The organism is Paenibacillus aurantiacus (assembly GCF_042431225.1).
GTDB lineage: Bacteria > Bacillota > Bacilli > Paenibacillales > Paenibacillaceae > Paenibacillus_Z > Paenibacillus_Z aurantiacus.
This window is the reverse complement of sequence record NZ_JBHMDO010000044.1, coordinates 76,386-99,741: the sequence shown is the minus strand read 5'-3', so window position 1 is coordinate 99,741 and position 23,356 is coordinate 76,386. Positions and strand designations below refer to the sequence as shown.

The 23,356-nt window shown below is 58.4% G+C and carries 25 protein-coding genes; 5 read left to right on the top strand and 20 right to left on the bottom strand.

Features of this window, described 5'->3' with window-relative positions; genetic code table 11:
- Positions 1–12 precede the first annotated feature (12 nt).
- The 10 genes from rnc to ACFFSY_RS27285 all read right to left on the bottom strand — a co-directional run bounded on the left by rnc (position 13) and on the right by ACFFSY_RS27285 (position 7,777).
- Positions 13–711: a ribonuclease III gene (gene rnc / locus ACFFSY_RS27330; RefSeq protein ID WP_377500129.1), complete on the bottom strand. Its 699-nt coding sequence runs from the start codon at positions 709–711 to the stop codon at positions 13–15.
- Positions 701–1,942, bottom strand: a complete 1,242-nt coding sequence (fabF, locus tag ACFFSY_RS27325; protein WP_377500127.1) for a beta-ketoacyl-ACP synthase II — start codon at positions 1,940–1,942, stop codon at positions 701–703. Before fabF ends, rnc begins: the two co-directional genes overlap by 11 nt.
- 167 nt (positions 1,943–2,109) lie before the next feature.
- On the bottom strand, positions 2,110–2,343 hold the full coding sequence (gene acpP / locus ACFFSY_RS27320; protein ID WP_148928185.1) for an acyl carrier protein: 234 nt from the start codon (positions 2,341–2,343) through the stop codon (positions 2,110–2,112).
- A gap of 99 nt (positions 2,344–2,442) precedes the next feature.
- The gene (gene fabG / locus ACFFSY_RS27315) at positions 2,443–3,192 is read right to left on the bottom strand and encodes a 3-oxoacyl-[acyl-carrier-protein] reductase (RefSeq protein WP_377500125.1); all 750 of its coding nucleotides are present in this window, start codon (positions 3,190–3,192) and stop codon (positions 2,443–2,445) included.
- Between the two features lie 40 nt (positions 3,193–3,232).
- A complete protein-coding gene (gene fabD / locus ACFFSY_RS27310; RefSeq protein ID WP_377500123.1) occupies positions 3,233–4,162 on the bottom strand; it encodes an ACP S-malonyltransferase in 930 nt (309 codons plus the stop codon).
- A gap of 27 nt (positions 4,163–4,189) precedes the next feature.
- Positions 4,190–5,176, bottom strand: coding sequence for a beta-ketoacyl-ACP synthase III (locus ACFFSY_RS27305; RefSeq protein WP_377500451.1), 987 nt, complete (start codon positions 5,174–5,176; stop codon positions 4,190–4,192).
- Positions 5,177–5,185: 9 nt separating this feature from the next.
- Positions 5,186–6,175, bottom strand: a complete 990-nt coding sequence (gene plsX, locus ACFFSY_RS27300; protein WP_377500121.1) for a phosphate acyltransferase PlsX — start codon at positions 6,173–6,175, stop codon at positions 5,186–5,188.
- A gap of 1 nt (position 6,176) precedes the next feature.
- Positions 6,177–6,776, bottom strand: a complete 600-nt coding sequence (gene fapR / locus ACFFSY_RS27295) for a transcription factor FapR (protein WP_377500119.1) — start codon at positions 6,774–6,776, stop codon at positions 6,177–6,179.
- A 276-nt stretch (positions 6,777–7,052) separates the two neighbouring features.
- Positions 7,053–7,226: a 50S ribosomal protein L32 gene (gene rpmF, locus ACFFSY_RS27290; RefSeq protein WP_006211382.1), complete on the bottom strand. Its 174-nt coding sequence runs from the start codon at positions 7,224–7,226 to the stop codon at positions 7,053–7,055.
- A 41-nt stretch (positions 7,227–7,267) separates the two neighbouring features.
- Positions 7,268–7,777, bottom strand: coding sequence for a YceD family protein (locus ACFFSY_RS27285; protein ID WP_377500116.1), 510 nt, complete (start codon positions 7,775–7,777; stop codon positions 7,268–7,270).
- Between the two features lie 113 nt (positions 7,778–7,890).
- On the opposite strand from ACFFSY_RS27285, the gene ACFFSY_RS27280 reads away from it, so the two are divergent.
- Complete coding sequence (locus ACFFSY_RS27280) at positions 7,891–9,129, top strand: nucleotidyltransferase (protein ID WP_377500114.1); 1,239 nt, start codon at positions 7,891–7,893, stop codon at positions 9,127–9,129.
- A 13-nt stretch (positions 9,130–9,142) separates the two neighbouring features.
- On the opposite strand, the gene ACFFSY_RS27275 is transcribed toward ACFFSY_RS27280, so the two are convergent.
- Positions 9,143–10,177 (bottom strand): YlbL family protein, encoded by a 1,035-nt coding sequence (locus ACFFSY_RS27275; RefSeq protein ID WP_377500112.1) that lies wholly within the window; start codon positions 10,175–10,177, stop codon positions 9,143–9,145.
- A 123-nt stretch (positions 10,178–10,300) separates the two neighbouring features.
- Here ACFFSY_RS27275 and ACFFSY_RS27270 point away from each other — a divergent pair, with 123 nt between their 5' ends.
- Positions 10,301–11,467, top strand: a complete 1,167-nt coding sequence (locus tag ACFFSY_RS27270) for a nucleoside recognition domain-containing protein (RefSeq protein ID WP_377500110.1) — start codon at positions 10,301–10,303, stop codon at positions 11,465–11,467.
- 28 nt (positions 11,468–11,495) lie between these two features.
- On the opposite strand, the gene coaD is transcribed toward ACFFSY_RS27270, so the two are convergent.
- A complete protein-coding gene (gene coaD / locus ACFFSY_RS27265; RefSeq protein ID WP_377500108.1) occupies positions 11,496–11,987 on the bottom strand; it encodes a pantetheine-phosphate adenylyltransferase in 492 nt (163 codons plus the stop codon).
- A gap of 1 nt (position 11,988) precedes the next feature.
- The gene (rsmD, locus tag ACFFSY_RS27260) at positions 11,989–12,627 is read right to left on the bottom strand and encodes a 16S rRNA (guanine(966)-N(2))-methyltransferase RsmD (RefSeq protein ID WP_377500449.1); all 639 of its coding nucleotides are present in this window, start codon (positions 12,625–12,627) and stop codon (positions 11,989–11,991) included.
- A 415-nt stretch (positions 12,628–13,042) separates the two neighbouring features.
- Between rsmD and ACFFSY_RS27255 the strand changes: the two genes are divergently transcribed.
- Positions 13,043–13,975, top strand: coding sequence for a proline dehydrogenase family protein (locus ACFFSY_RS27255; RefSeq protein ID WP_377500106.1), 933 nt, complete (start codon positions 13,043–13,045; stop codon positions 13,973–13,975).
- Positions 13,976–13,991: 16 nt separating this feature from the next.
- Positions 13,992–14,897 (top strand): arginase, encoded by a 906-nt coding sequence (gene rocF / locus ACFFSY_RS27250; RefSeq protein WP_377500447.1) that lies wholly within the window; start codon positions 13,992–13,994, stop codon positions 14,895–14,897.
- 150 nt (positions 14,898–15,047) lie between these two features.
- Here rocF and ACFFSY_RS27245 read toward each other — a convergent pair whose 3' ends face one another.
- The 4 genes from ACFFSY_RS27245 to selD form a co-directional block, all read right to left on the bottom strand.
- Positions 15,048–16,295: a foldase protein PrsA gene (locus tag ACFFSY_RS27245; RefSeq protein WP_377500104.1), complete on the bottom strand. Its 1,248-nt coding sequence runs from the start codon at positions 16,293–16,295 to the stop codon at positions 15,048–15,050.
- Positions 16,296–16,402: 107 nt separating this feature from the next.
- Positions 16,403–17,359 carry a D-2-hydroxyacid dehydrogenase gene (locus ACFFSY_RS27240; RefSeq protein ID WP_377500102.1) on the bottom strand — a complete coding sequence of 319 codons (957 nt, stop codon included), beginning with the start codon at positions 17,357–17,359 and terminating at the stop codon, positions 16,403–16,405.
- Between the two features lie 412 nt (positions 17,360–17,771).
- Entirely contained in the window at positions 17,772–18,803 is a 1,032-nt protein-coding gene (gene mnmH / locus ACFFSY_RS27235) for a tRNA 2-selenouridine(34) synthase MnmH (RefSeq protein WP_377500100.1), read from the bottom strand.
- A 40-nt stretch (positions 18,804–18,843) separates the two neighbouring features.
- Entirely contained in the window at positions 18,844–19,899 is a 1,056-nt protein-coding gene (selD, locus tag ACFFSY_RS27230; RefSeq protein ID WP_377500098.1) for a selenide, water dikinase SelD, read from the bottom strand.
- A gap of 144 nt (positions 19,900–20,043) precedes the next feature.
- Between selD and ACFFSY_RS27225 the strand changes: the two genes are divergently transcribed.
- Positions 20,044–21,117, top strand: a complete 1,074-nt coding sequence (locus ACFFSY_RS27225) for a permease (protein WP_377500096.1) — start codon at positions 20,044–20,046, stop codon at positions 21,115–21,117.
- A 75-nt stretch (positions 21,118–21,192) separates the two neighbouring features.
- Here the strand turns inward: ACFFSY_RS27225 and ACFFSY_RS27220 are convergent, their stop codons facing one another.
- From ACFFSY_RS27220 to ACFFSY_RS27210, 3 genes are all read right to left on the bottom strand, one after another.
- Complete coding sequence (locus ACFFSY_RS27220) at positions 21,193–21,654, bottom strand: divergent PAP2 family protein (protein ID WP_377500094.1); 462 nt, start codon at positions 21,652–21,654, stop codon at positions 21,193–21,195.
- Positions 21,655–21,895: 241 nt separating this feature from the next.
- A complete protein-coding gene (locus ACFFSY_RS27215; RefSeq protein ID WP_377500092.1) occupies positions 21,896–22,345 on the bottom strand; it encodes a NucA/NucB deoxyribonuclease domain-containing protein in 450 nt (149 codons plus the stop codon).
- A 129-nt stretch (positions 22,346–22,474) separates the two neighbouring features.
- On the bottom strand, positions 22,475–23,254 hold the full coding sequence (locus tag ACFFSY_RS27210; RefSeq protein ID WP_377500090.1) for a glycoside hydrolase family 73 protein: 780 nt from the start codon (positions 23,252–23,254) through the stop codon (positions 22,475–22,477).
- Positions 23,255–23,356: the final 102 nt, after the last annotated feature.

Below are 23,356 nucleotides of genomic sequence, written 5' to 3'. Positions count from 1 at the left end.
AGGATAACGGCGTTACGCCTCGCTGCCGAGCTTGCGCCAGGCTTCCGCGGCCGCTTGCTGTTCCGCTTCCTTCTTCGTGCGTCCAATGCCGGAGCCGAGCACGCGTTCGCCGATCGATACCTCCGCGACGAATTCACGGTCATGGGCAGGCCCCCGCTCTTCCGCGATGCGATATTCAATCAGCCCCATATTGTTGTGCTGCGCCTTCTCTTGAAGCATCGACTTGTAGTCTTTCACGAGCAATCCGCCGTCACCGTCGATATAGGGGAACATGTAGGTCTTCAAGAAGGCTTGTACCGCCTCCAACCCTTGATCGAGGTATATGGCGCCGACGAAGGACTCGAACAGGTCCGCCAACAACGCTTGTCTTTGGCGACCGCCTAGCTGCTCTTCCCCGCGGCCGAGCAGTACATGAGCGCCCAGTTCGAGCATTTCCGCAAACCGCGCCAGCGACGGCTCGCATACGATCGATGCGCGCATACGGGTCAACTGTCCTTCCGGCCGTTCCGGGAACGTCCGGTACAAGTATTCGGATACCGTTAACTGAAGAACCGCGTCCCCCAGAAACTCCAGCCGCTCGTTGTGCTCCGCGCTGCTCTTCCGATGCTCGTTGACATAGGATGTATGCGTGAATGCCTGCCGGAGCAGGCGCGGTTTGCGGAAACGAAGCTGCAGACGCTGCTGCAGCTCCTCGAATGCATCATGCTTCATATTTCTTCAAAATAATCGTCGCGTTGTGGCCGCCGAATCCGAATGAATTCGAAAGCGCAATGCGAACGTCCGCTTGACGAGGCGTGTTCGGAACATAATCCAAGTCGCATTCCGGATCCTGATCGTCAAGGTTGATGGTTGGCGGGATAATGCCGTTCTGCAGAGTCAAGCCGAGAATAACCGCTTCTACGCCGCCGGCCGCGCCGAGCAAATGGCCGGTCATCGATTTGGTAGAACTGACGGCCACCTTATATGCATGGTCGCCGAATGCCTTCTTGATCGCGCTCGTCTCGGACTTGTCGCCTACCGGCGTCGACGTGCCGTGTGCGTTGATATAATCGATCTGGGAAGGCTCAAGTCCGCCGTCCTTCAAAGCGCGGATCATACAGCGCGCAGCGCCGTCCGGATCCGGCTCCGTCATATGATGGGCGTCGCCGCTCATCCCATAGCCGATTACTTCCGCATAAATGTGGGCGCCGCGCTGCTGCGCGTGCTCCAAGGATTCCAGAATAAGAACGCCTGCGCCTTCGCCCATGACGAATCCGTCGCGTCCCGTGTCGAACGGGCGGCTTGCCTTCTCCGGCTCGTCGTTACGCGTGGACATCGCGCGCATCGAACAGAAGCCCGCAAGCCCCGTCGGGCGAATCGTTGCTTCCGCGCCGCCGCAGATCATAACGTCCGCGTCGCCGCGCTGAATCATTTTGTAGGAATCGCCGATGGAGTGGGTTCCCGTCGCGCAGGCCGTAACAGCCGTGCTATTCGGGCCTTTGGCGCCTGTCGCCATCGATACTTGGCCGGATGCCATGTTCGCGATCATCATAGGGATGAAGAACGGACTAACGCGCTTCGGGCCTTTCTCGAGCAAAATATTATGCTGGTCTTCCCACGTGCCAAGACCACCGATGCCTGAACCAACCATAACGCCTACCCGCTCAGGATCGACATTCTCGCCAATAGCAAGCTTCGCGTCCTTCACGGCCGATTGGCTCGCAACGACGGCAAATTGGACGAAACGGTCCATCCGGCGCGCTTCTTTCTTATCAATCCCGTAATCTTCCGGGTTGAAATTCTTCACTTCCGCCGCGATCTGGGTCGGATATTCGGAAACATCGAACGCTTCAATGTGCGAAACGCCGGATTTGCCTTCCATCAGATTACCCCAGAACTGCTGCAACTCGGAGCCGAGCGCTGTCATCACGCCCATGCCTGTCACTACGACTCTATGCTTCATTCTCTTCACCTCTTGGTTGAACTGCTAATGCAAACACGGTGATGCGCTGTATGTAATCTATGAAAATCGCGATAAGCGCTTGCTAATATATTCGGGTGGTCCTGGATAAAAATGAAGCGCAAGATGGAGAGAAGTCCCGTCTGTTACAACGGGACTCGTCCAAAATCTTACGTATGAGATTGTATGTAGTTTACAACTTCTCCCACACTGGTGATTTTCTCTGCATCTTCATCAGAGATTTCCATATCGAATTCATCTTCCAGCTCCATGACGAGTTCTACGACGTCAAGAGAGTCAGCGCCGAGGTCGTCTTTAAACGACGCTTCGAGCGTAACTTCAGACTCGTCAACGCCAAGGCGGTCGATAACGATGCGCTTCACACGTTCCAATACATCGGACATCCGGTTCACCTCCTCCAAAGTATTATACGAGAATTGAGGACAAAATGCCATACATGACACGGTGCCCGTCTGAAAGCGTTTAAGCACCCGTGACTTCGGCTACATGTACATTCCGCCGTCGACATGAATGGTTTGGCCTGTCATGTACGATGCCGAATCGGACGATAAGAATCGCACCGCGTTGGCGATATCCTCCGGTTGGCCCAGCCTCGCGAGCGGAATACCTTCCGAGAGCTTCGCGCGCGCTTCTTCCGGCAGTTTGTCCGTCATGTCCGTCTGGATGAACCCAGGGGCGACACAATTGACCGTAATCCCTCTGGAAGCCAGCTCCCGCGCGGTAGATTTCGTAAGCCCGATGACGCCCGCCTTCGCCGCTACATAATTAGCCTGCCCAGGATTGCCGAGCGCTCCCACGACGGAGGAAATATTAATAATCCGACCCGAACGCTGCTTCATCATCGGGCGCGTAACGGCCTTAATACCGTTAAATACGCCTTTCAGATTCGTCTCGATGACCTCGTCGAATTCTTCTTCCTTCATGCGCATGATAAGGTTGTCGCGCGTAATACCGGCATTATTAACCAAAATGTCAATCGCACCGAACGTATCGACAACCTGCTTGACCATTGCTTCGAACTCGGCCGCTTTGCCGACGTTCGCTTGAATGAGCAAAGAACGGCGGCCAAGCGCTTCGACCGCTCGCGCCGTCTCGGCTGCCGACGCTTCGCTGCCCGCGTAGTTTATGGCGACATCCGCGCCAGCCTCAGCCAAGGCGATCGCGATCGCCCGTCCGATTCCGCGGGAAGCACCGGTGACCAGCGCCGTTTTGCCTGTAAGTGATCCAAACAAGTGGATATCCTCCTTTTACGTTCAACTGTAGCCCGCCCGATTACCCGGCAGTTACCGCTTCGGCCGAGGCCGCGGTGTTAACGGAAATAACCGTAACCGACCTGTCGATCTTCTTGATCAGCCCCGCCAGCACCGTGCCGCTGCCGATCTCATAGAAGGTGTCGACGCCTTGGGCGATCAGATAGCGAACGCTGTCTTCCCAAAGTACTGGCGAATATACCTGCTCGGCGAGCAAGCGCCGGATGTCGTCTTTGCCGGCGACCGCTTCGGCCGTCACGTTAGCTACGACCGGAACAGCCGCATCGTTAAGCGAAAGCCCCGCCAGCACGTCAGCGAGACGGTCGGCAGCCGGCTTCATCAGCGAAGAATGGAACGGACCGCTTACTTCAAGCGGAATGACCCGCTTCGCGCCGGCCTCCTTGCCGCGCTCAACGACGGCTTGAACGCCGGCTGCCGTGCCGGAGACGACAATCTGCCCCGGACAGTTCACGTTGGCCAGCTCCACCGCTCCCGCTTCCGCGCTTACCTGCGCGCAAAGTGCGGCCAGCGCTTCGCGCTCCGCGCCCAGAGCTGCGGCCATGGCGCCCTGACCGCCCGGCACCGCTTGCTCCATGAATTCGCCGCGGGCCCGAACCGTGCGTACCGCGTCCTCGAACGACATGACGCCCGCCGCCACGAGCGCGCTATATTCGCCCAAACTATGGCCTGCCACGAAATCGGGCTTGATGCCGCTTGACTTGAACGCTTCAAGCAACGCTACGCTTACTGCAAGCAGCGCTGGCTGCGTGTTCGCGGTTTGCTTCAACGTCTCATCCGGCCCGTCGAAAATAATCGAGCTTAATGAAAACCCGAGCGCTTCGTCGGCGCGGTCGATGATGGCGCGGGAAGCCGCGATGTTCTCGTAGACATCCTTGCCCATCCCGACGGCCTGAGCGCCTTGCCCGGGGAATACGAATGCGATTTTACCCATAACTTCAACCTCCACGATAAATTCGGCTTACCAAACGAGCACGCTCGCGCCCCAGGTCAAACCGCCGCCGAAGCCAACCAGCACCAGCTTGTCGCCTTCTTGGACCCGGCCTTGCTCGACCGCCTCCGCGAGCGCGACCGGAATCGACGCCGCCGACATATTGCCGTATTTGTCCAGGTTGATCATGCTCTTCTCTTCCGATAACTCCAGGCGGTTGAGCGCCGATTGGATAATACGAATATTCGCTTGATGCGGGACGAGCAGGTCGATCTCGCTCTTGTCCATGCCTGCTTTGCGCAGCGCTTCTTCCGCCGCGCCGCCCATAATACGTACCGCGAACTTGAACACCTCGTTGCCGGCCATGAAGAGATAATGCGCTTTGCTGTCGACCGATTCCTTGGTCGACGGCAGTCTCGATCCGCCGCCGCGCACATTAAGCAATTCGCCGCCGCCTCCATCGGCTCCGAGCTCGAACGACTTGAAGCCCCGCCCTTCCGGCACGCGGCCGAGCACGACTGCGCCTGCTCCATCGCCGAACAGGATACACGTATTGCGGTCCGTGTAATCCGTGATGCGAGACAAACATTCCGCGCCGATGACGAGCACATGTTTGTACATGCCCGTTGCAATCATGTTCGATGCCGTCGCCAACCCGTAGATGAAGCCGGAGCAAGCAGCCGACAAATCGAAAGCGGCCGCCTTCTTCGCGCCCAGCTTCTCCTGTACCAAACAAGCAGTCGATGGGAAGAACATATCCGGCGTTATCGTCGCGACGAGAATCAAATCCAGATCTTCCGCCGCCACACCGGACGCCCGAAGCGCTGCCTCAGCCGCATGGAAGGCCAAGTCGCTGGTCGCTTGTTCCGGCGCCGCGATCCGGCGTTCCCGGATTCCGGTGCGGGTGACGATCCACTCGTCGTTCGTCTCCACCATTTGTTCCAAATCATGATTCGTCAGTATACGTTCAGGGACATACTTGCCCGTGCCAATAATACCTACCGGATATAATTGCATGCTGTTCACTCACTTCCCGCTGAATTCCGATGCGATTGCTTCGACCAGTCGGCTTTGAATCGCAGTGCGGGCTTTGCCGACCGCGTTCTTCACCGCTTGATCGTTCGACGATCCGTGACACTTCAGCACCAAACCGTTCACGCCCAGCAGCGGACCGGCTCCATGCTCTTTGTAATCCATTTTGGCGCGCATCGACGCGAGCTTCGGCTTGATCACCGCGCCCGCAAGCTTCGTCAGGAACGAGCTCATGATAGCGTCGCGAACGCCGCGCATGACGACGCTCGCCGTACCTTCCATTGTCTTCAGCAAAATATTGCCGGCGAAGCCGTCGCAGATGAGGACGTCGCAATTGCGGAGCAGCACATCCCGCGATTCCACGTTGCCGATGAAATTGATCGGCGCTTGCTCCAGCAGGGCGTACGCCGCCTTGGTTAGTTCGTTGCCCTTCATCGCTTCGGTGCCGACGTTCAGCAGACCGACGCGCGGGTTGTTCATGCCATGAACCTTCTTGCGGTAGATACTGCCCATGACCGCATATTGCGCCAAGTGCTCGGGCTTCGCATCCATGTTCGCGCCCAAGTCGAGCGCCAGCATACCGACATCATCCATCGTTGGAAGCATCGGCGCCAGCGCCGGACGCTCGATCCCGTCGATGCGGCCGACGATCAACAGTCCTGTCGTCATCAGCGCGCCCGTGTTGCCCGCCGAAAGCATCGCATCCGCTTTGCCCTCGCGAACGAGCGTGCCCGCCACGACCATGGACGATCCCTTCTTACGCCGGACCGCCTTCACCGGTTCGTCGTCAGGCCCGATGACATCGTCCGCATGCACGATCGTTACGTTCGCCGGCTTGCTGCCTGCAAGCAGCGGCTCAATCTGCGCGGTATCCCCGACCAACAGCAGCTGTGTGTCGGACCATTCTCTTGCGGCGGCCAGCGCCCCCTTCACGATCTGTGAAGGCGCGTGGTCTCCGCCCATTGCATCAATAGCGACCCGCAAGTTAGTTCCCTCCTTCGATGATCGGCTCTCCCGCGGACCGGTAAATGACGAAATGACCTTGGAAGACCATTTCGTCGCCTACGTACGAAAACACTTCCACCTTCGCCTTGTTCTTCTCGCCCGAAATCGATCGCACGTATGCCTTGGCAATGCATTTCTCGCCCAGCTTGACGGAACGCACGAATCGAATGTCGGCTGTTGCCGTCAGCGCGATCTCGTCGTTAATGACCGCGACGGCCAAGGAGTTCGCCTGCGCGAAAACATGATGCCCGCGGGCGATGCCAGTCCGCGAGAATACGTGCTCCTCGCGAATTTCAAAAATGGAGATCCCGCTCCGGTCCAACTGCAGATCGACGATATCGCCGATGACCTCATGGAGCGGGAGCGATTTGACTGCGTCATACGAACGTTCGGCCATCAATTTCAACCGTTCGCGGAGCTCCGGAATACCAAGCTCCATCCGGTCAAGCCTTACGGTTTGTATGCTGACCTTGAGCTGCCTTGTTAATTCCCTATCCGTAATAAATGGATTCTCTTCGATTAACTTGGATAATTGCTGATGCCGCTGCCGCTTCGGTACGCGTTCGATGGCCCGCACCACCTTTGCCGATATGTTGAGCCAGTATGTAACGCCTTGCGGCGGATAACCGCCCGCGAAGTTGGCGGTTGCGGGCGCAATCGAACTTAAATGCTAGCCGTGCGCTGCGCCAAACTTACAAGCAGCTATTATAACCTGGTACTAACTAGTATATAGAATAAGCCGTGCCGAAGCAATCACCCCGGCCAAATCGGCGATGAATCGGGCTTTCGCGATTCCTTCTTCGGACAAAAAAAATAGCACCTCACCGTGGGATGAAGTACTACTTGTAAGTTGAAACTATTGTTTAATGATCTCTCTCGCCTTATACGTTCCGCATACTTTACATACACGGTGAGCCAGTTTAAGCTCTCCGCATTGCTCGCATTTTACCATACCCGGTACAGCCAGCTTGAAATGCGTACGGCGTTTGTCACGACGGGTTTTCGACGTTCTACGTTGTGGTACTGCCATGTTTCCCACCTCCTTCACAGAATTGGGCAGCGCATGAAGCGCTACTTGTTGTCCTTGAATAAATCTTTCAAAGCGGCCAGTCTTGGATCGATGCGTTCGGTCGGACAGCCGCATGCCGATTCGTTCAAATTGGCGCCGCACGAATGACAAAGCCCCTTGCAGTCCTCCTGGCACATCGGGGTGAAAGGAAGCGCAAGCAGCATCGTCTCTTCGACGAGCGGCTCCAGGTCCACCTTGTCCTCTTCCACGACGATAATCTCCTCGTCCTCGGCGCCGTGCTTGGCGTTCTCGGGCTTGAAGCGTTCGTGAAACGGAACGACAATCGTCTCATGGACCGGCTCCAAACAGCGCGAGCAGGCCATCTCCAAATCCAGGGAAAGTTCTCCCTCGACGTGCGCGATGCCGACTTGTCCGTAGGCCTCGAGCGCAACCTTGAGCGGACCGGACTTCAGAATGTCTTTGCGGACTTCCTGCAGCCAATCGGTATTAAGGTCGGCCTTCAACGGCAACCGGGCGGCTGCTTTTGCCAGTTCCTGAACATGAATCTCCATATCATCACTCCAAACAAACAAAGTTTATTATATCGACGTTTAAATCGTTTTGTCAACATTTTCACTCGCATGATATAGTGAAAATACACTTGGGAAACGTTGGAGGGACGCTCGTGCGAACTGTCGGACTCATCGTGGAATATAACCCGTTTCATAACGGACATCTCTATCATTTGCAGCAATCGGTCAAAATAACGGAAGCGGACGCGGTCGTCGCCGTCATGAGCGGCCACTTCCTGCAGCGCGGGGAACCGGCGCTCGCCGATAAATGGACTCGGACGGAAATGGCCTTGCGCGGCGGCTGCGACCTCGTCCTCGAGCTGCCCGTCGCTTACTCCGCGCAAGCCGCGGAATGGTTCGGTTACGGCGCGGTCGCGACGCTGGCCGCGACGGGCGTCGTAGACACGCTGTGCTTCGGCAGCGAAGGGGGCGATCTCGCTCCAATGCGCCGCGTGGCCCAAGAGCTTGCAGCCGAAGGGCCCGTGTTCACTTCGCTCCTCGCGGACAAGCTCGCCGAAGGGGTAAGCTATCCGTCTGCTTACAGCGCCGCCGTACGGGCCTATATGGGCGCCACGGGGGATGCCGAAGCAGCCCACTTCGCCTTCGATCAGCCGAATAATACGTTGGGACTGCATTATCTGCTCGCGCTGGAGAGGCTCGGCAGCCCAATAACGCCGTACACGATCAAACGCGAAAAAGCGGGCTATGCCCAGACGGACATTACCGATGCTCGAATCGCCAGCGCAACCGCCATCCGCAAGCTTATTCTCGAAGACGGCTCCACGGGTGGTGCCGCCCCGTATATGCCCGGCACAACGCTAGATCTTCTCGCCAAGGGCTCAGCAGCGCGCGTGAGCTGGCGCTTGTTCGAGCGCCAATTGTTCCACAAGCTGCTCTCCGAGACTGCCCGGGCGCTTGCCGGATATCACGAAGTTACCGAAGGGCTGGAGCATCGGATCAAAAATGTACTCCCTTCGCTGCACGCGTTAACGTTCGAAACCCTGTTGGAGTCGCTTAAGACTAAACGTTACACCCGCACGAAGCTGCAGCGCGCGCTGCTAGCTATTCTGCTTGGCCACCACAAGGAGGACATGACCCGGGAGAAGCTGAAGCGCGGCGTCGAATATATCCGCGTGCTCGGTTTTACGCCCAAAGGCCGCCTTCTGCTCAAACGAATGCGAAAGGAAGCACACCTGCCGGTGCTGCTCAGCGCTGCGGACGCGCAATCTGATTGGCGGTATTTACAAATGGATGTTGAAGCTACGTCCGTCTACGCTTTGGCCAATCCGAATGCATCGCCCAGAGAATTGTTTCGCGATTATTATGGCACGCCCGTCATGGTGGAGCGCTAAGGTAAAGGGCCGGCTATCCGCCGGCCTCCGTCAGCACCCGCTTCGCTTCGCGAAGCGATCCAACGCCGATTACGCGCATACCGGTTCCGATCTCCGCCGCTTTCGCGATCGCCTCCTGCTCGTTCTGTTCCGGCACCAGAAATACGTCCGCGCCGGCCCGGTGCGCGGCGACGACCTTATGGGCCACGCCTCCAATCGCGCCGACCTTCCCTCCCGCGTCGATGGTGCCCGTCCCGGCGACGCGCAAGCCCGCCGTCAGGTCTCCTTCCGTCAGCTCGTCCAGCGTCTGGAGGGCGAACATAAGCCCGGCGGATGGCCCGCCGATCTCTCCGGATTGAATCTCGACCTCGTCTTCGGCATTGCCTGGCAGCATTCTGCGCAGCTCGGTCAACTTGCGCACACCGAGTGCTATCGCCTGCTGATCGGCGGTCGCTCCCGCTGACAGCTTGATCGAAACTTCCTTCTTCTTCCCTCCGCGAATAACGGCAACATGCGCTTGTCCAGAAACGGTGCCTCGTCCTAACGCCAACGTTAGCTCGCGAAGACTGGTAATTGGTCTGCCGCCGAAGAAGACAATCTCGTCCCCTGTCTGAAGTGCGCCGCCCGCGGCGCCTGCGTCGGAAACAACGACCGCATAAGGCTCGATTTGATACGGGATGCCCGCTTCCATGTAGGCTGCTTCTACCGCATCCGTCTGCGAGCCGCGCATCATGACCGTCTGCCTCTCCACGAATTCCGCCTTCGAACCGCCGCGGAACAAATCCCGCTTGCGAACCAATTCGATATCGCCATCCCAGAAAGAGCGAATCGACTTCCATGCGTTCGCGTACGACATCTGAACGGTCGTCAACATAAATGCTCCTGCCCCCGGCTCATCCGGGCGCGCAGCGCGAACGAGCGGTTTCGTATAGAAAGCAAGTCCCGGCTCATAGGCGGCGTAAGGCGTAGGCACGTACAGCAGCAGCGCCATGACCGCCGCGGTCAGCAGCCCCCAGCGAACGGCCGTCCCGGCAGCCCCTCCCCCGGTCAGCAGTTTCCTCGCGTTCATTCACTCACCGCCTTCGCGAAACTAGGTCTATCCAGGCTAAGACAAGCGTACACTTTAGTGCTGTTTACCATCCTTCACCTGTCACCCGATCGGAACTACTTTAATTACCGGGAGATGAAACATATGATCCGTACCCTGTTATTGTCCGGTTTGTCGCTGCTTGTCGTAGCCGGTATCATCGCAAGTCCCGGCGGCGCCTTCCAAGCTTCCCTGCAAGGGTTATCCGTCTGGTGGAACATTGTATTCCCCGGCCTGCTCCCCTTCTTGACCCTCTTGGAGCTGATGCTTGCGTTCGGGGCGGTCCACGGCATCGGTCAACTGCTGCACCCGCTCATGCGGCGCGCATTCAAGCTGCCTGGCGAAGCTGGCATCGCCGTTGCAATCGGCTGGAGCGGCGGATTCCCGGCCGGAGCCGAATCAGCCGGAGCGCTTCGCAAGCGCAACGCGGTGTCCCGCAGTGAAGGTCAACGGCTGCTCGCTCTCGCGCACATGCCGAACCCGCTGTTCGTGCTGCTCGTCGTCGGCGCCGGGTTTCTGCACCAGCCCGGAATCGGGGCGGCCATTCTCCTTTCAATCTGGGCGGCCGGCTTGCTTGTCGGACTAGCCCAGAGCTTGTTCGTCCGGGAGCAGCGGGAACATGTCGCGCCAAGTGCCGGCATCGGCGCGCTGCGACGTGCCGCCCGCGCCATGCAGGAAGCCCGCCGGCTGGACGGGCGCACGTTCGGCAAAGCGCTCGGAGACGCGGTGACGGCTTCGGTCGCCAAATTGATGGCGGTCGGCGGTTTCATGATCCTCGGCTCGGTCGCCGTGGAACTTGCAACGCCGCTCTTCCAAGGCAGCTTGCCACCGAGCCTGCTGCCCGCATTCATCGAAAGCCACATCGGCGCCTATATGACGTCGACCGCGCCATACTCCGACATTACCTGGAATGCGGCAGCAGTAGCGGCCGCGTTAAGCTTCGGCGGCGTTACGGCGCTGCTCCAAGCCGGAGGAGCGCTTGGGGCGGTCGACCTCAGCCTATGGCGGCTTGCGGTGAACCGGCTCTTTCAGGCCGGGCTTGCATATGTCATTGCGCTATTCATTGCCGAGCCGTCTTCGAGGCTTCTCGCGCCGCTGCTGACGAGCGCCCAACCGGTACTGCAGCAAGGAGACCACCTGCCGGCCGCCATCAGCTATCGGATATCCGAGCTTCCCGCCCTATGGAGCTACACCCCGCTGCTGTTCACCGCGTTCGCAGCAGCCCTCGGACTGCTTGTCCTGCTATCCATAGGCGCGTCTCGCAGAATCTGATGGCAGCCGCAGCGAAGCTATGTTACCTTTAACCGTACTTCTCGATCAGCGCCTTCTCCACGCCCGGCGGGACGAGGTCTTTGACATTACCATTGAACTTGGCGATCTCCTTCACGATGCTGGAGCTTAAATACGAGAACTTCGGATTCGTCATCATGAAGATCGTCTCGATCTCGCTGTCGAGCTGATGGTTCGTCGAGGCCATTTGCAGCTCGTACTCGAAGTCCGTCACCGAGCGGATCCCCCTTACGATCACGTGGGCCCCCCGGGAGCGCATGAAGCGTACGAGCAGATCGCGGAAGCTGTCGAGCGACACATTCGGCAAATCCTTAATTGCTTCGGCGAGCAATTCTTTCCGCTCGTCAACCGTGAAGAGCGGGCTCTTGCTCGTATTGTTCAACACCGCGACAATGACGTGGTCAAACTGCTTGGATGCCCGTTGGATGATGTCCAGATGACCGAGCGTAACCGGATCGAAGCTGCCCGGATATACGGCGATGCGTTTGACTAGGTCCGACATGTTAATGTTCCTCCGTTTGCGGCTCGCCGGCTCCCGGCTCATACCGGTACACCGTAACGGCGATATCGCCGTAACGAGCGTGCTTCAATTGTATGTATGAGCCGAACTGCTCCGGATAGACATGATCCGCATCATGCTCGACGACCACGCGGGCACCCTCCTCGAGCAGACCGCGATCCGCCAGTTCTACCATCATCGCGTCCATCTCTTTCATGCGATATGGCGGATCGAGGAATATGAGCGCAAAACGCTCTCCCCGCTTCTCCAGTACTTTGATCGCCCTGCCGGCCTCGTTGCGGTAAATCTCCGCTTGCTGCGTTAGGCCCGCGGCCTGCACGTTCTGCTTGATCACTTCTATGCTCAACCGTTCCATGTCGATAAACACGGCCTGTTCCATGCCCCTGCTTAACGCCTCGATGCCCAATCCCCCAGTACCGGCAAATAAATCCAGCACCCGTCCTCCATCGAAATAAGGACCAATCATACTAAAAACCGCTTCCTTCACCTTATCGGTCGTCGGGCGGGTGTTGTTTCCTGGTACCGCTTTCAGCGGGCGGCCTTTCGCCGTCCCTGCGATGACTCTCACTTGCTGTTTCCCCTTTCTGCTTTCAACCGGACTGCTGCTATCGTACCATACAATTTCGCTCTTGTTAAACCAGCCCCCCAATCCAGGCATCGATCATTTTAGGCATGCCGCCGCGCCCCTCCGTCTATACATGAGTAAACGAACGACAACTCCTATATTAGCGTCAGCGGTCAGACAAAACTGGAATGCTGCAGGTCAACTCGGAGTTACAAACCAACCGTTAGCGGAATGCTGCATGTCCTACTCTGGTTGGATACGCAAACCAATCCGCTAGCGAAATACTGCATGTCCAAGGTGAGCGGAATGCTGCATATCCAACTCTGGTTGGATACGCAAACCAATCCGCTTATGCAAACCAATCCATTAGCGGAATGCTGCATGTCCTACCGGACATGCAAACCAATCCATTAGCGGAATGCTGCATGTCCTACCGGACATGCAAACCAATCCGCTTGAGGAGCGTGAATGTATGGACGCCGGAACGCGATTGTTCCGAACAGCGCTGCTCGGCTTGGCCGGCAACCGCGCAGCGCGCAAGCTCTCCGAGCGGTACGGCATGCGGCTGGGCGCCAGCCGTTTCGTGGCCGGAGAAACGATGGAGGAAGCGCTCGGACACGCCAAGCGGCTGAACGATGCCGGCATCGCCGTCACCCTCGACCTGCTTGGCGAAAGTATCCAATCGCTGGATGAAGTCAAAGTTTGCGAGATCGGCTATGTCGATCTGCTGCAAGCCATCGACCGTGAACAGATAAACGGCAACGTCTCTCTGAAGCCGACGCAATTCGGACTGGCGCTTGACGCCGAGAGCTGCTTTGAAAGCATCCGAACCGTCGTGCGCGAAGCGGAACGCCTCGGGCTGTTCGTCCGGCTGGACATGGAGGATAGCCCGTGGACCGATGCCACGATCGGCATCGTAAGGCGTCTGCACGGGGAAGGCTTGAAGAACGTCGGGACGGTCATTCAAGCTTACCTGTACCGCAGTGTACAAGACGTGAAGCAGCTGAGCGCCGAGCGAATCAACCTGCGGCTTGTGAAAGGCGCGTACAAGGAACCCGGCAGCATCGCCTTTCCTGCCAAAAAAGACGTGGACAGCAATATGCGGCGCTTGATACGCGCCCGTCTGGAGAGCGGCGAATATACAGCCATCGCCACGCACGACGAGTCGATTATCCGCTGGGTCAAATCGTATGCGAGGTCGCGCCGGATTCCTAGAACCGCCTTCGAGTTTCAAATGCTCTACGGCATCCGGACGCCCCTCCAGGAGTCGCTCGCCCGCGAAGGCTATACCGTCCGCAGCTACGTCCCCTTCGGCCGAAGCTGGTATCCCTACTTCGTGCGGCGGTTAGCGGAGCGCCCCGCCAACGTCACGTTCATCGTGAAAAGCCTATTCAAGCGCGGCTAACGAGGAGGCGGCAATGATGAAAGAGCAACTCCCGATCTCCGTTCTGCCCGTTCCGTTCGATTGGGGGGCTGGACGCCGCGGCGCAGCCGCCGGTCCCGAGGCGGTCCTGCAAGCCGGACTCATCCGGCGTCTGCAGAAGCTCGGCTGCCGGGTGCAGCTTCGCTCCGGCGATTACTTGCCCAACACGGACCCAGACCGGCGTACGTCGGCCAAATTGAAACATTGGGGCCGCGTGCAGGCGATGAATGAGGCCTTGGCGCTCGAAGCGGCCGCGGCCATACGAGCCGGCATGTTCCCGCTTGCCATCGGAGGCGATCACAGTCTGGCGATCGGCACCGTCGCCGCCGCGGCGAAGACCCGGCACCGGCTTGGCGTGCTGTGGATCGACGCCCACGGCGACCTGAACACCCCGCAGACATCCCCTTCCGGTAATATTCACGGCATGGCGCTCGCCGCGCTGCTCGGGCTAGGCGATCCTCGATTTACAGGGATCGGCGGGCCGGGGGCGAAGCTGAACCCCCGCCATATCGCGCTTGTCGGCGCCAGAGAGCTCGACGCCGGCGAGAAGGAGTTGATCCGCGAGCTGGGCATCGCCTGCTTCACGATGCACGATATCGACCGCTACGGCATGGCGCGCGTGATGGAGAATGCCATCCGCGTCGTCGCCGATGGCACGGATGGCGTCCACTTGAGCTTCGACATCGACAGCGTCGACCCCGGCGAAGCGCCTGGCACGGGCACTCCGGTCCGCGGCGGCCTCAATTATCGGGAAGCGCATTTGGCCATGGAGATGCTGCACGAGGCGGCCATCGTGACATCGGCGGATCTGGTCGAGGTGAATCCGCTGCTCGATAATGGACATCGCACGGCAAGACTGGCTGTCGAACTGGCCGCTTCGTTCGTAGGGGAGCGCATTCTGTAGCCAGCGGGCATTGTCACGCAATTGGCCGGTAAGCGGGCGAACCCATGCAATGCCAGGTTATTCAAAAAAAACCTCCGGACCCAATCGGGCCCGGAGGTTGCTTTATGCGTACTACAGCGCCTCGCTTCATGCGGGGTACTGGAGAACATATTATTTCGTCGTTTCGGTCGCGGCGCCATTGCCCGCGCCTTCCGCCGGAGCGGCCGCACCGTCTTCGGTCGACGCTTTCTGTTCTGCCGCCTTCTTCTCGTCTTCCAGCTTGTTCGTGATCGTTGCCTTCGTACGCACCTCTTCGATCCAGGTGCTGGCCATCTCGGAGACCTTCTGATTCACGAGCAAGTCCTTGATGCTCGACTTGTTCTCTTCGAACGTCGATTGCTTCGCGGCCTTATGCTCGGTCAGCTTGATGATATGGAAGCCGTGCTCGGATTGGACGATGTCGCTCAGATCGCCCGGGTTCTTCAGAGCGAACGCCGCATTCTCGAATGACGCGACCATGACGCCTTTCTGGAAGAAGCCCAGATCGCCGCCGTTCACGGCCGACGTCGTATCGGTCGATTTCTCCTTCGCCAGCGTTGCGAAATCCGCGCCTTCCTTCAGCTGCTTCATGATCGCTTCCGCCTCTTGCTTCGTCGCGACGAGAATATGGGAAGCGCGTACTTGCTCCTGCGTATCGTAGCTCGCTTTGTTATCCTCGTAGTATTGTTTGACTTGCTCGTCCGTTACGCCTGTCTTCGGCTCCAAAATTTTGCGAAGTTTGACCTGCGGCGGAACTTGTTTCTTGAACGATTCCAATGTCAGTCCGTTCTGGGTGAGCGCCGCGTTGAACTCTTCATCGCTCGGGAAGTTCTTCTTGATATTCGCGATTTCCTTCTCGATGTCGGCATCCGTTACCGTAACGCCCGCTTTCTCCGCCTCCTGATTCAGCAGCTCGTCCGAAATCAGGTTGTTCAGCGTCGATTCGCCGCCTTGTTCGATCATCGCGTCGTACAACTGCTCCTTCGAGATCTTGACGCCGTTCACCGTGGCCATCGCCTCGCCCGAGCCGCCGCCGAACTTCGGTATCGCCAGCACGACGGCTAGCACGACGGCCAGTCCGATCGCGACGTACATCCAGCCTTTGCCGCTCTTCGGCTTGTCCGGCACAGGCGCGACTGCTGCCGCCCGAACCACTTCATCCGAGCGCTCCGCTGCTTCTTCCGTCTCCGAGAACGGCTCGTCCGAGCGAACTTCCTCAGCTTGTTCAACGCTACGCTCAGCTTGATCCGGCGCTACGCGGTCGGAAGTCGCATCTGCCGCTTGCTCGCGCAGCTCCTCCGTCCCGTTGCTTGCTTGCTCGCGGGTCTCTGTCTCGTTCCCCGTCGGTATGCCTTTGTCCTGCTGTTCTTTGTCGCTCAATGATAAAACTCCCTTCAGCATCTACGCGCTTGGCGCTATTGGCTTGACTCTCAATGACATAAATATAACAGAAGCTTATAGATTGAACCTTAAGAGAAGATAAAAAGTTAACCAACCTTATTCCGAACAGCCCCTCGCGCAAAATGATCCAGGTTGTCCGCTGCGATATGAAGCAGCCTGCCGCGCGCCTCCGCCGTCGCCCATGCAACGTGGGGCGTAATCGTACAGTTCGGCGCGCCGATCAGCGGATGATCAGCCGGCGGAGGCTCTGTGGACAGCACGTCGAGTCCCGCCCCCGCGATCCGCCCTTCCCGGAGGGCTTCAGCCAAGTCCGCTTCCACGATGTGCCCGCCGCGCGCCGTATTGATTAAATACGCGCCGCGCTTCATCAGCCCGATCGTCCGCTGATTGATCAAGCCGCTAGTCTGAGGCGTTAGCGGACAATGCAGCGTCACGAAGTCAGCTTCGCGCAGCAGATCTTCCAACGCCACATACCGGATTGCCGTCCACTCCGGCGCAAGGTTCGGCGTCCGCGTATGCACGAGCACGTTCATCCCGAACGCGGCCGCCACGCGCGCCACCTGTCTGCCAATGCCGCCGAAACCGACAATGCCGATCGTCTTGCCGTACAACTCTTGCAGCGGGAACAAGGAGAACGTGAAATCAGGGCCAGCCGTCCAACGACCCGCTCGCACCGCCAAGTCATGCTCCGCTACCCTGTGGCAATGATGAAGTACGAAAGCAAAAACAAGCTGCGCAACGGAATACGTACTGTAGTCCGGTACGTTCGTCACCGTTATGCCGCGCGCCGCTGCAGCCTCAACATCCACCACGTTATAGCCGGTCGCCAGTACGCCGATATAGCGAAGATTCGGGAGTGCGGCGATCATTTCCGACGGGAGGGCCGTTTTGTTCGTCATTACCACGTCCGCGTCCTTCGCCCGCTCCAGCACGAGCTCTTGTGGCGTGCGGTCGTAGACGGTCAGGCTGCCTAACGCTTCGAACGGCGCCCAGCTCAGATCGCCGGGATTGAGCGTATAGCCGTCCAGCACGACGATGTTCATTTATCCACTTCACCCCTTTACTTTTACCAAATATACACATTATACCCGAACTCTCTTCCGAAGAGGATAGGGAAGCGAATGAAATGGCCCGCTTCGATGCTGGCTGCTGCCGACGACGGTTCACCATCGCCTCCTTAAGTCGCCGTAGAGACTGTCCAAAAATTATTTCAGCCCCCATGTATAACGTTGGCCAAACTGGCAATGCTTAAGATATCGGCGTCGAGAGATGCCGTAGACAACCGCGGAGAAGACTTACGTTTCCCCATAAGCTCTTCGTCCGGTTTCTCCTCTCCCATGAAAGGGACTCCCGAAAGGGGGTCCCGGTTTTTTTTGTTTTCTACCGTTCCATCCCCCCGTCCAATCAAAAACGACCGCCCCTAATGAAAGGAAAGCGGTCGCTCTATAGTCAACTTTATCCCATGCGATCCAAGTAAGCTTTAACCCCGTGTACCGCTTCATCCAGCGTCTGGGCCGAAACCGTCCAAGCCGGCGCAGCGTTATACTGGTCCGCCGTGTAGGCATACCTAGGATCGTAATACGATTCCAGCAGCATCCGGACGGCCGGCTCGAACCGATCCGCCTGCAGACAGGATTCGATCTCGGCGGCAATCGGCGTATGGATGCGCGATTTGATGCGGTAAAATCCGTTCAGATACTCGTCCTTATACGCCACCGGGTAGTCTTCCATAATTCGCTTCACTCTCGACGCCATCGGCATCTCGATCCGGATCGGCGTGCCGTTCTCTTTTTTGCTCATGAGAAAATCAGGCAGCACCGTCTTCCCCAACCTCTTGCTTTCGGCCTCGAACAGTATATACGGCTCGTTCTGCAGGGCGATTAACCGCTCCAGCAGCAGCGCTTCGAACGCCTTCTGTTTGCGGGCTTTCATGCCCGCCCCGCCGAATATAGAGCCCCGATGGCCCGCCAGCGCCTCCAAATCCAAGACGGGATAACCTTCGGCTGCCAGCCGATGCAATATCGCCGTCTTCCCCGTCCCGGTGTGGCCGTGAAGCACGAACGCCTTCGGACGAATCTCGAACGTCTCGAGCGTCTCGACGACCCATTTGCGATAAGCCCGGAATCCTCCGCTGATCCGGTACACATGAATATCCATCAGCGAGAGAACGGTAGCCGTCGTCTTGCTCCGCATGCCGCCGCGCCAGCAGAACACGGCTTTCTTGCCTTTAATTTGGCCAATCTCTTTAATTAATGCTGGCAATTTGGCAGAGATGATCGCAAGTCCCCGCTCCTTCGCCGCCTGAATGCTCGTCTGCTTGTATAGCGTGCCAATCTCGGCCCGCTCCTCGTCGTTGAAGAACGGGATATTAAGGCTGCCGGGAATGGTGGAATCGCTATATTCGGAAGGCGACCTGACGTCAATGGTGGTGAGCTCGCCGGCGTCTCGCCGAGCGAGCAGTTCTTCGATGGTAATGTCCTGGAACAATCCGTTTCGCTCCCCTTGCGTGCATGTTTGCGAGATAGGGTTAGTGAACGACGACTTCGATGATGCCTGGATGCTCGTCGAGCACCTCGCCGATCAGGCTGGCTTCCACGCCGCGCTGGATCAACTGCTCGAGCATGCGATCGGCTTGATCGGCGCTGACGGCGATAAGCAAGCCGCCGGAAGTCACCGCGTCGCACAGGATATAGCGGTCAATCTGATCCATTCCCTCCGGGAACGTTACCGCTCCTTCGACATGGCTGAAATTGTTCTTCGTCCCGCCGGGCACGAAGCCCTGCTCCGCGAGTTCTCGGACGCGCGGAAGAAGAGGCACGCGAGCTTGGGCGATGCGAAGGCCCACCCCGCTGCCTTTCGCCATTTCGGAGGCGTGGCCGAGCAGCCCGAAGCCGGTGACGTCCGTGCACGCGTGGACGTCATATTCGTTCATGACTTCCGCGGCAGTCTTGTTCAGCGCGGCCATTACACCCGTGACCCGGGCGACTTCCTCCGGCGTTAACCGGTCCTTCTTGATCGAAGTCGTGAGAATCCCCACGCCGATCGGCTTCGTCAGGATGAGCTTGTCGCCGGGCTTCGCGCCTGCATTGGTCTTCACCTGTTTAGGATGGATTAAGCCCGTCACGGCCATGCCGAACTTGGGCTCCTTGTCTTCGATCGAGTGCCCGCCGACGAGCGTCGCTCCGGCTTCTCGTACTTTGTCGCCTGCTCCGCGCAAAATATCCGCCAATATCGCTTTGTCCAGCGTGGAGATCGGAAAGGCCACGATATTCAGTACGGTCAGCGGCTTGCCGCCCATCGCGTAAATATCGCTGATCGCGTTGGCCGCCGCGATTTGGCCGAACGAATAAGGGTCGTCCACGATCGGAGTGAAGAAATCGACCGTCTGCACGAGCGCGAGTTCGTCATTCAACCGGTATACGCCCGCATCGTCGCTCGTATCCAGCCCGACGAGCAAATCGGGATTCGGCGTTGCCGGCGGCAAGCTTCGGATGACCTGCATGAGATCCGCCGGGCCGATTTTGCAGCCGCAGCCGCCTTTCGTCGATAGCGACGTCAATTTGACCGGTTCTGATTGTGTCATGGTTTAATGGTTCCTTTCGTAAACCGATGATAGTGGAGGGCAGTTCATGGTCCCTATCGTACAGTATTGCCGAGCTACCGCAAAAATCGGACGGTAAGGGGGAATACTTATAAAGTTTTCGAATTCGCTACCGGGAGGAACAACATGTCTCAGCTTAACGGTTCAGTGCAAAAACCACCCGAAAACAACTTCAAATCGGCCCTGCTGGTCTTGCTCTTTCTGTTGATCGCCGCGGCTGGCCTAAGTTATGTGAAGTGGTGGCCTTATTATCATAAAGCGCTCGGCGCGATTACATCTCATACGATCGGCTCCTCCATCTTGACCGGCGGCGGAGCGGGTATGCCAGCCCCATCATGGTCTTCAGCCTGGAATTACGCCGTTACTTATTACAAGGCGGTATGGAAAGCCGCCGTGCTCGGCATCCTGCTCGGCTCTCTCGTTCAAGTGCTCATCCCTTCGGGCTGGCTGCTCCGCGTGCTCGGCAACAGCTCGATGAGAAACACCGCTATCGGCGGGCTTGCTGCCGTCCCCGGCATGATGTGCTCGTGCTGCGCGGCTCCGCTCGCGGTCGGCTTGCGCAAAAAGAACGTGTCGGCAAGCGCGAGTCTGGCCTTCTGGCTCGGCAATCCGATGATCAATCCCGCGACGCTGATCTTCATGACCGCCGTCCTCTCCTGGAAATTCACGCTCCTTCGCCTCGTCTTCGGCCTGATTGTTACGTTCGGGGTGAGCTATTGGGCCGGGCGGTTAGCCAAGGACGTCGAAGTGCCGCAGGATGACGTAGAGAAGACGATGCCGCATGAACATCCGTCCGCTCCGCTCTGGAAACGCTGGCTCGGCAGCATCTGGACGATGACCCTACATATCGTGCCCGCTTATTTCATCTCCGTCTTGGCCTTAGGCGCTGCCAGAGCCTGGTTATTCCCGTCGATCGGGGACGGGTCGTGGAACACCTTGCTTGTACTCGTCGTATTCTGCATTGCGGGCGCCCTGTTCGTCATTCCCACGGCAGCCGAAATTCCGATCGTCCAGACTTTCCTGTCGCTCGGCTTCGGAACGGGACCTGCGGCCGCTTTGCTCGTGGTGCTGCCGGCGGTCAGCCTGCCTTCGCTGCTGATGATCCGCCGCTCCTTCCCGCTTCGGGTCGTGGGGTTCGTATTTGCTTCGGTTGTCGTGCTCGGATTATTGAGCGGCGTCGTCGGCATGCTCCTTCTTTGAAATGCAGCACAAAAAGAGCGTTCGACGCAGGTCGGACGCTCTTTGGGTTTGCCATGGAGATCGCGGGCCAGCCAGTTAACCGAATACGATCCAGTAGTACACCACACTGACCGCTGCGCCGAAGAACGCCCCGGCAAGCACTTCGATCGGACGATGACCAAGCAGCTCCTTCAACTCTTCGCGCGGCTTCTTCGTATCGGCATCGTGATGGAGCATCGGAATCGTGCGGGCGATCCGGTTGATTAGCGAAGCATGCATGCCCGCGTGACGCCGGATTCCCATCGCGTCGTACATCGTAATCGCGCTAACGATGACCGCGATCGCAAAACCCGACGAAGAAACGCCATCGACAATGCCGATGGCCGTCGCCAGCGAGACGACCGCGGCCGAGTGAGAACTTGGCATTCCGCCGGTGCTGAAGCCGAGACCTACATCCCACGATCGCGTTGCGATGAGCTTGATCGGCACTTTCACGATTTGCGCCAGCACGATCGACAACAGGGCGGCCATGAGCGGAAAATTATGAAATAATGCCATTGTTCTCTCTCCTTTACATGAAGCGTCAGAATTAGCTTGACCCGAATCGTTCGCCTTCATTTCCGTTTCAGGAAAAAAGGACGGCCCCGCATGAGGCGCGCAGGTTCTCCTTACCATTTCGATTCCGAAAGCGCTACTTCCTATTACCCCGACGAAAAAAGCCACTACTCACCGCAGGGATCCCACTTGGCATGAGCGACAAAAGGACCGGCTGTTAGCCGATCCTTCGCTTCGACGCATCTTATTCCACGACGAACCGCACCTTCGTGCCGTCCGCGTAAGACTTCAGCTGATTGCTGATCCAGGCGCCCGCGCCGCGATTATCCTTCGGATGAACATAGTCGACGTCCGCGCCTTCGCCGCCCTCCGCACACATCGCCATCGGCCATTCATCGCGGTCATAGCCGTCTTTGACCGGCACGTCTTTGAGCGACGCTTGCCGGTTGGCCTCCGCGCCGTCCCTGTCGATGGTACAGATCGCCGATTCTCCGCTCGCGATCGCTCTCTTCATGTGCGCCCCGGTCTCGGGGTATCGATCCGCCGGGAATGTCAGCGTCACCGCCGCTTGGCTGGTCTCCTGACCGCCCGGTTGCGATGTCTCTTGACCATCGTGCTGCATCGTGAACGCTTTCCAGAAATACATCGCCGCGATGGCCAACGCCACCAAATAAAAGGCGCCTCTCTTCTTCATGACTGACTCACCTGTCCCTGCTCGTTCTTCAACCAACAAGGATTAGTATTTCAGAAAATGTCCGTCCCGTCAACGAAAGCGCGCCGCCTGATCGTTAATCGATCTCCGGGAGGTTCCCTAAAGACGCCGTTACAGAGCGCCCGATCGGCCAAGACGGAGCACGACCGCGAGCGTACGCCAAAACTCCAGCGAACCGCTCCTCTGCTGGATCACGCCGTCCAGATCATCGGATCCGAATTCTTGCACGAACCATGCCGGCGCGGCAATTGCACGTTCCGCCTCCAATACCTGCACCCGCCCGCTCAAGGACGCCAGCGTCGCATTGGCCGTTGCCTGCCCGTTCGTTAAGGCCGTCACTAGTCCCGACAGCTGCTTAACGCTCGCTTCCAACGCTTCGAACGACGCTCTCTCTTCCGCCGTCATCGGCACATCCCCTTTCACCAAATCGTAACGGTCCAGCCCATGGCGGTCGATGATCGCAATGAGCTTATCCGCATAATGCAAGTCCGTCGCATAACCGGCTTCCTGCAGCGCCCTGGCTGCAGAGCGCCCATCCGTATGCAGCGCCTCCCTGTACAAAGAACGGTTCCAAGACACGCCCCGTGCGATAAGATCCGAATGGTCCCGCACGCTATCCTGCCAGCTTGAATAAGCGCGAAAAGCGGCGTTCACCGTATAGACTGACCCGTCCAGGCGCTGCTCCTTGGTCGGCAGCACGACGCTGCCCGCCGGCCCCCTTCCCTTCATGCCAAACAGGTTGTTGCCCTGCACGGCAAGCTGGCTGTTCCCGCTGTTCGACTCCAAGATCGCCTGGGCGATCGTGATCGATGCCGGGACGCCGCTCAGCCGCTCGTCCGTCTGCGCTAACGGGGCCAGCGCCGCAATGAACTGTTCTCGGGTCAAGGCCACGTACTATCCCTCCCTCGTCGATCCACGCCGACCGACAAGCCAGCCTTAACTCCTGCCTATCTCCCCGGCCAGCTCCTCTTGTTCCTATCGTATGCGAAATGG

What these genes read in the sequence shown, in the direction of transcription:
- rnc (WP_377500129.1), bottom strand. Translation starts at nt 711, where the DNA reads ATGAAGCATGATGCATTCGAGGAGCTGCAGCAGCGTCTGCAGCTTCGT.
- fabF (WP_377500127.1), bottom strand. Translation starts at nt 1,942, where the DNA reads ATGAAGCATAGAGTCGTAGTGACAGGCATGGGCGTGATGACAGCGCTC.
- acpP (WP_148928185.1), bottom strand. Translation starts at nt 2,343, where the DNA reads ATGTCCGATGTATTGGAACGTGTGAAGCGCATCGTTATCGACCGCCTT.
- fabD (WP_377500123.1), bottom strand. Translation starts at nt 4,162, where the DNA reads ATGGGTAAAATCGCATTCGTATTCCCCGGGCAAGGCGCTCAGGCCGTC.
- ACFFSY_RS27305 (WP_377500451.1), bottom strand. Translation starts at nt 5,176, where the DNA reads ATGCAATTATATCCGGTAGGTATTATTGGCACGGGCAAGTATGTCCCT.
- rpmF (WP_006211382.1), bottom strand. Translation starts at nt 7,226, where the DNA reads ATGGCAGTACCACAACGTAGAACGTCGAAAACCCGTCGTGACAAACGC.
- ACFFSY_RS27285 (WP_377500116.1), bottom strand. Translation starts at nt 7,777, where the DNA reads ATGGAGATTCATGTTCAGGAACTGGCAAAAGCAGCCGCCCGGTTGCCG.
- ACFFSY_RS27275 (WP_377500112.1), bottom strand. Translation starts at nt 10,177, where the DNA reads ATGAACGCGAGGAAACTGCTGACCGGGGGAGGGGCTGCCGGGACGGCC.
- ACFFSY_RS27270 (WP_377500110.1), top strand. Translation starts at nt 10,301, where the DNA reads ATGATCCGTACCCTGTTATTGTCCGGTTTGTCGCTGCTTGTCGTAGCC.
- coaD (WP_377500108.1), bottom strand. Translation starts at nt 11,987, where the DNA reads ATGTCGGACCTAGTCAAACGCATCGCCGTATATCCGGGCAGCTTCGAT.
- ACFFSY_RS27255 (WP_377500106.1), top strand. Translation starts at nt 13,043, where the DNA reads ATGGACGCCGGAACGCGATTGTTCCGAACAGCGCTGCTCGGCTTGGCC.
- rocF (WP_377500447.1), top strand. Translation starts at nt 13,992, where the DNA reads ATGAAAGAGCAACTCCCGATCTCCGTTCTGCCCGTTCCGTTCGATTGG.
- ACFFSY_RS27240 (WP_377500102.1), bottom strand. Translation starts at nt 17,359, where the DNA reads ATGAACATCGTCGTGCTGGACGGCTATACGCTCAATCCCGGCGATCTG.
- selD (WP_377500098.1), bottom strand. Translation starts at nt 19,899, where the DNA reads ATGACACAATCAGAACCGGTCAAATTGACGTCGCTATCGACGAAAGGC.
- ACFFSY_RS27225 (WP_377500096.1), top strand. Translation starts at nt 20,044, where the DNA reads ATGTCTCAGCTTAACGGTTCAGTGCAAAAACCACCCGAAAACAACTTC.
- ACFFSY_RS27220 (WP_377500094.1), bottom strand. Translation starts at nt 21,654, where the DNA reads ATGGCATTATTTCATAATTTTCCGCTCATGGCCGCCCTGTTGTCGATC.
- ACFFSY_RS27215 (WP_377500092.1), bottom strand. Translation starts at nt 22,345, where the DNA reads ATGAAGAAGAGAGGCGCCTTTTATTTGGTGGCGTTGGCCATCGCGGCG.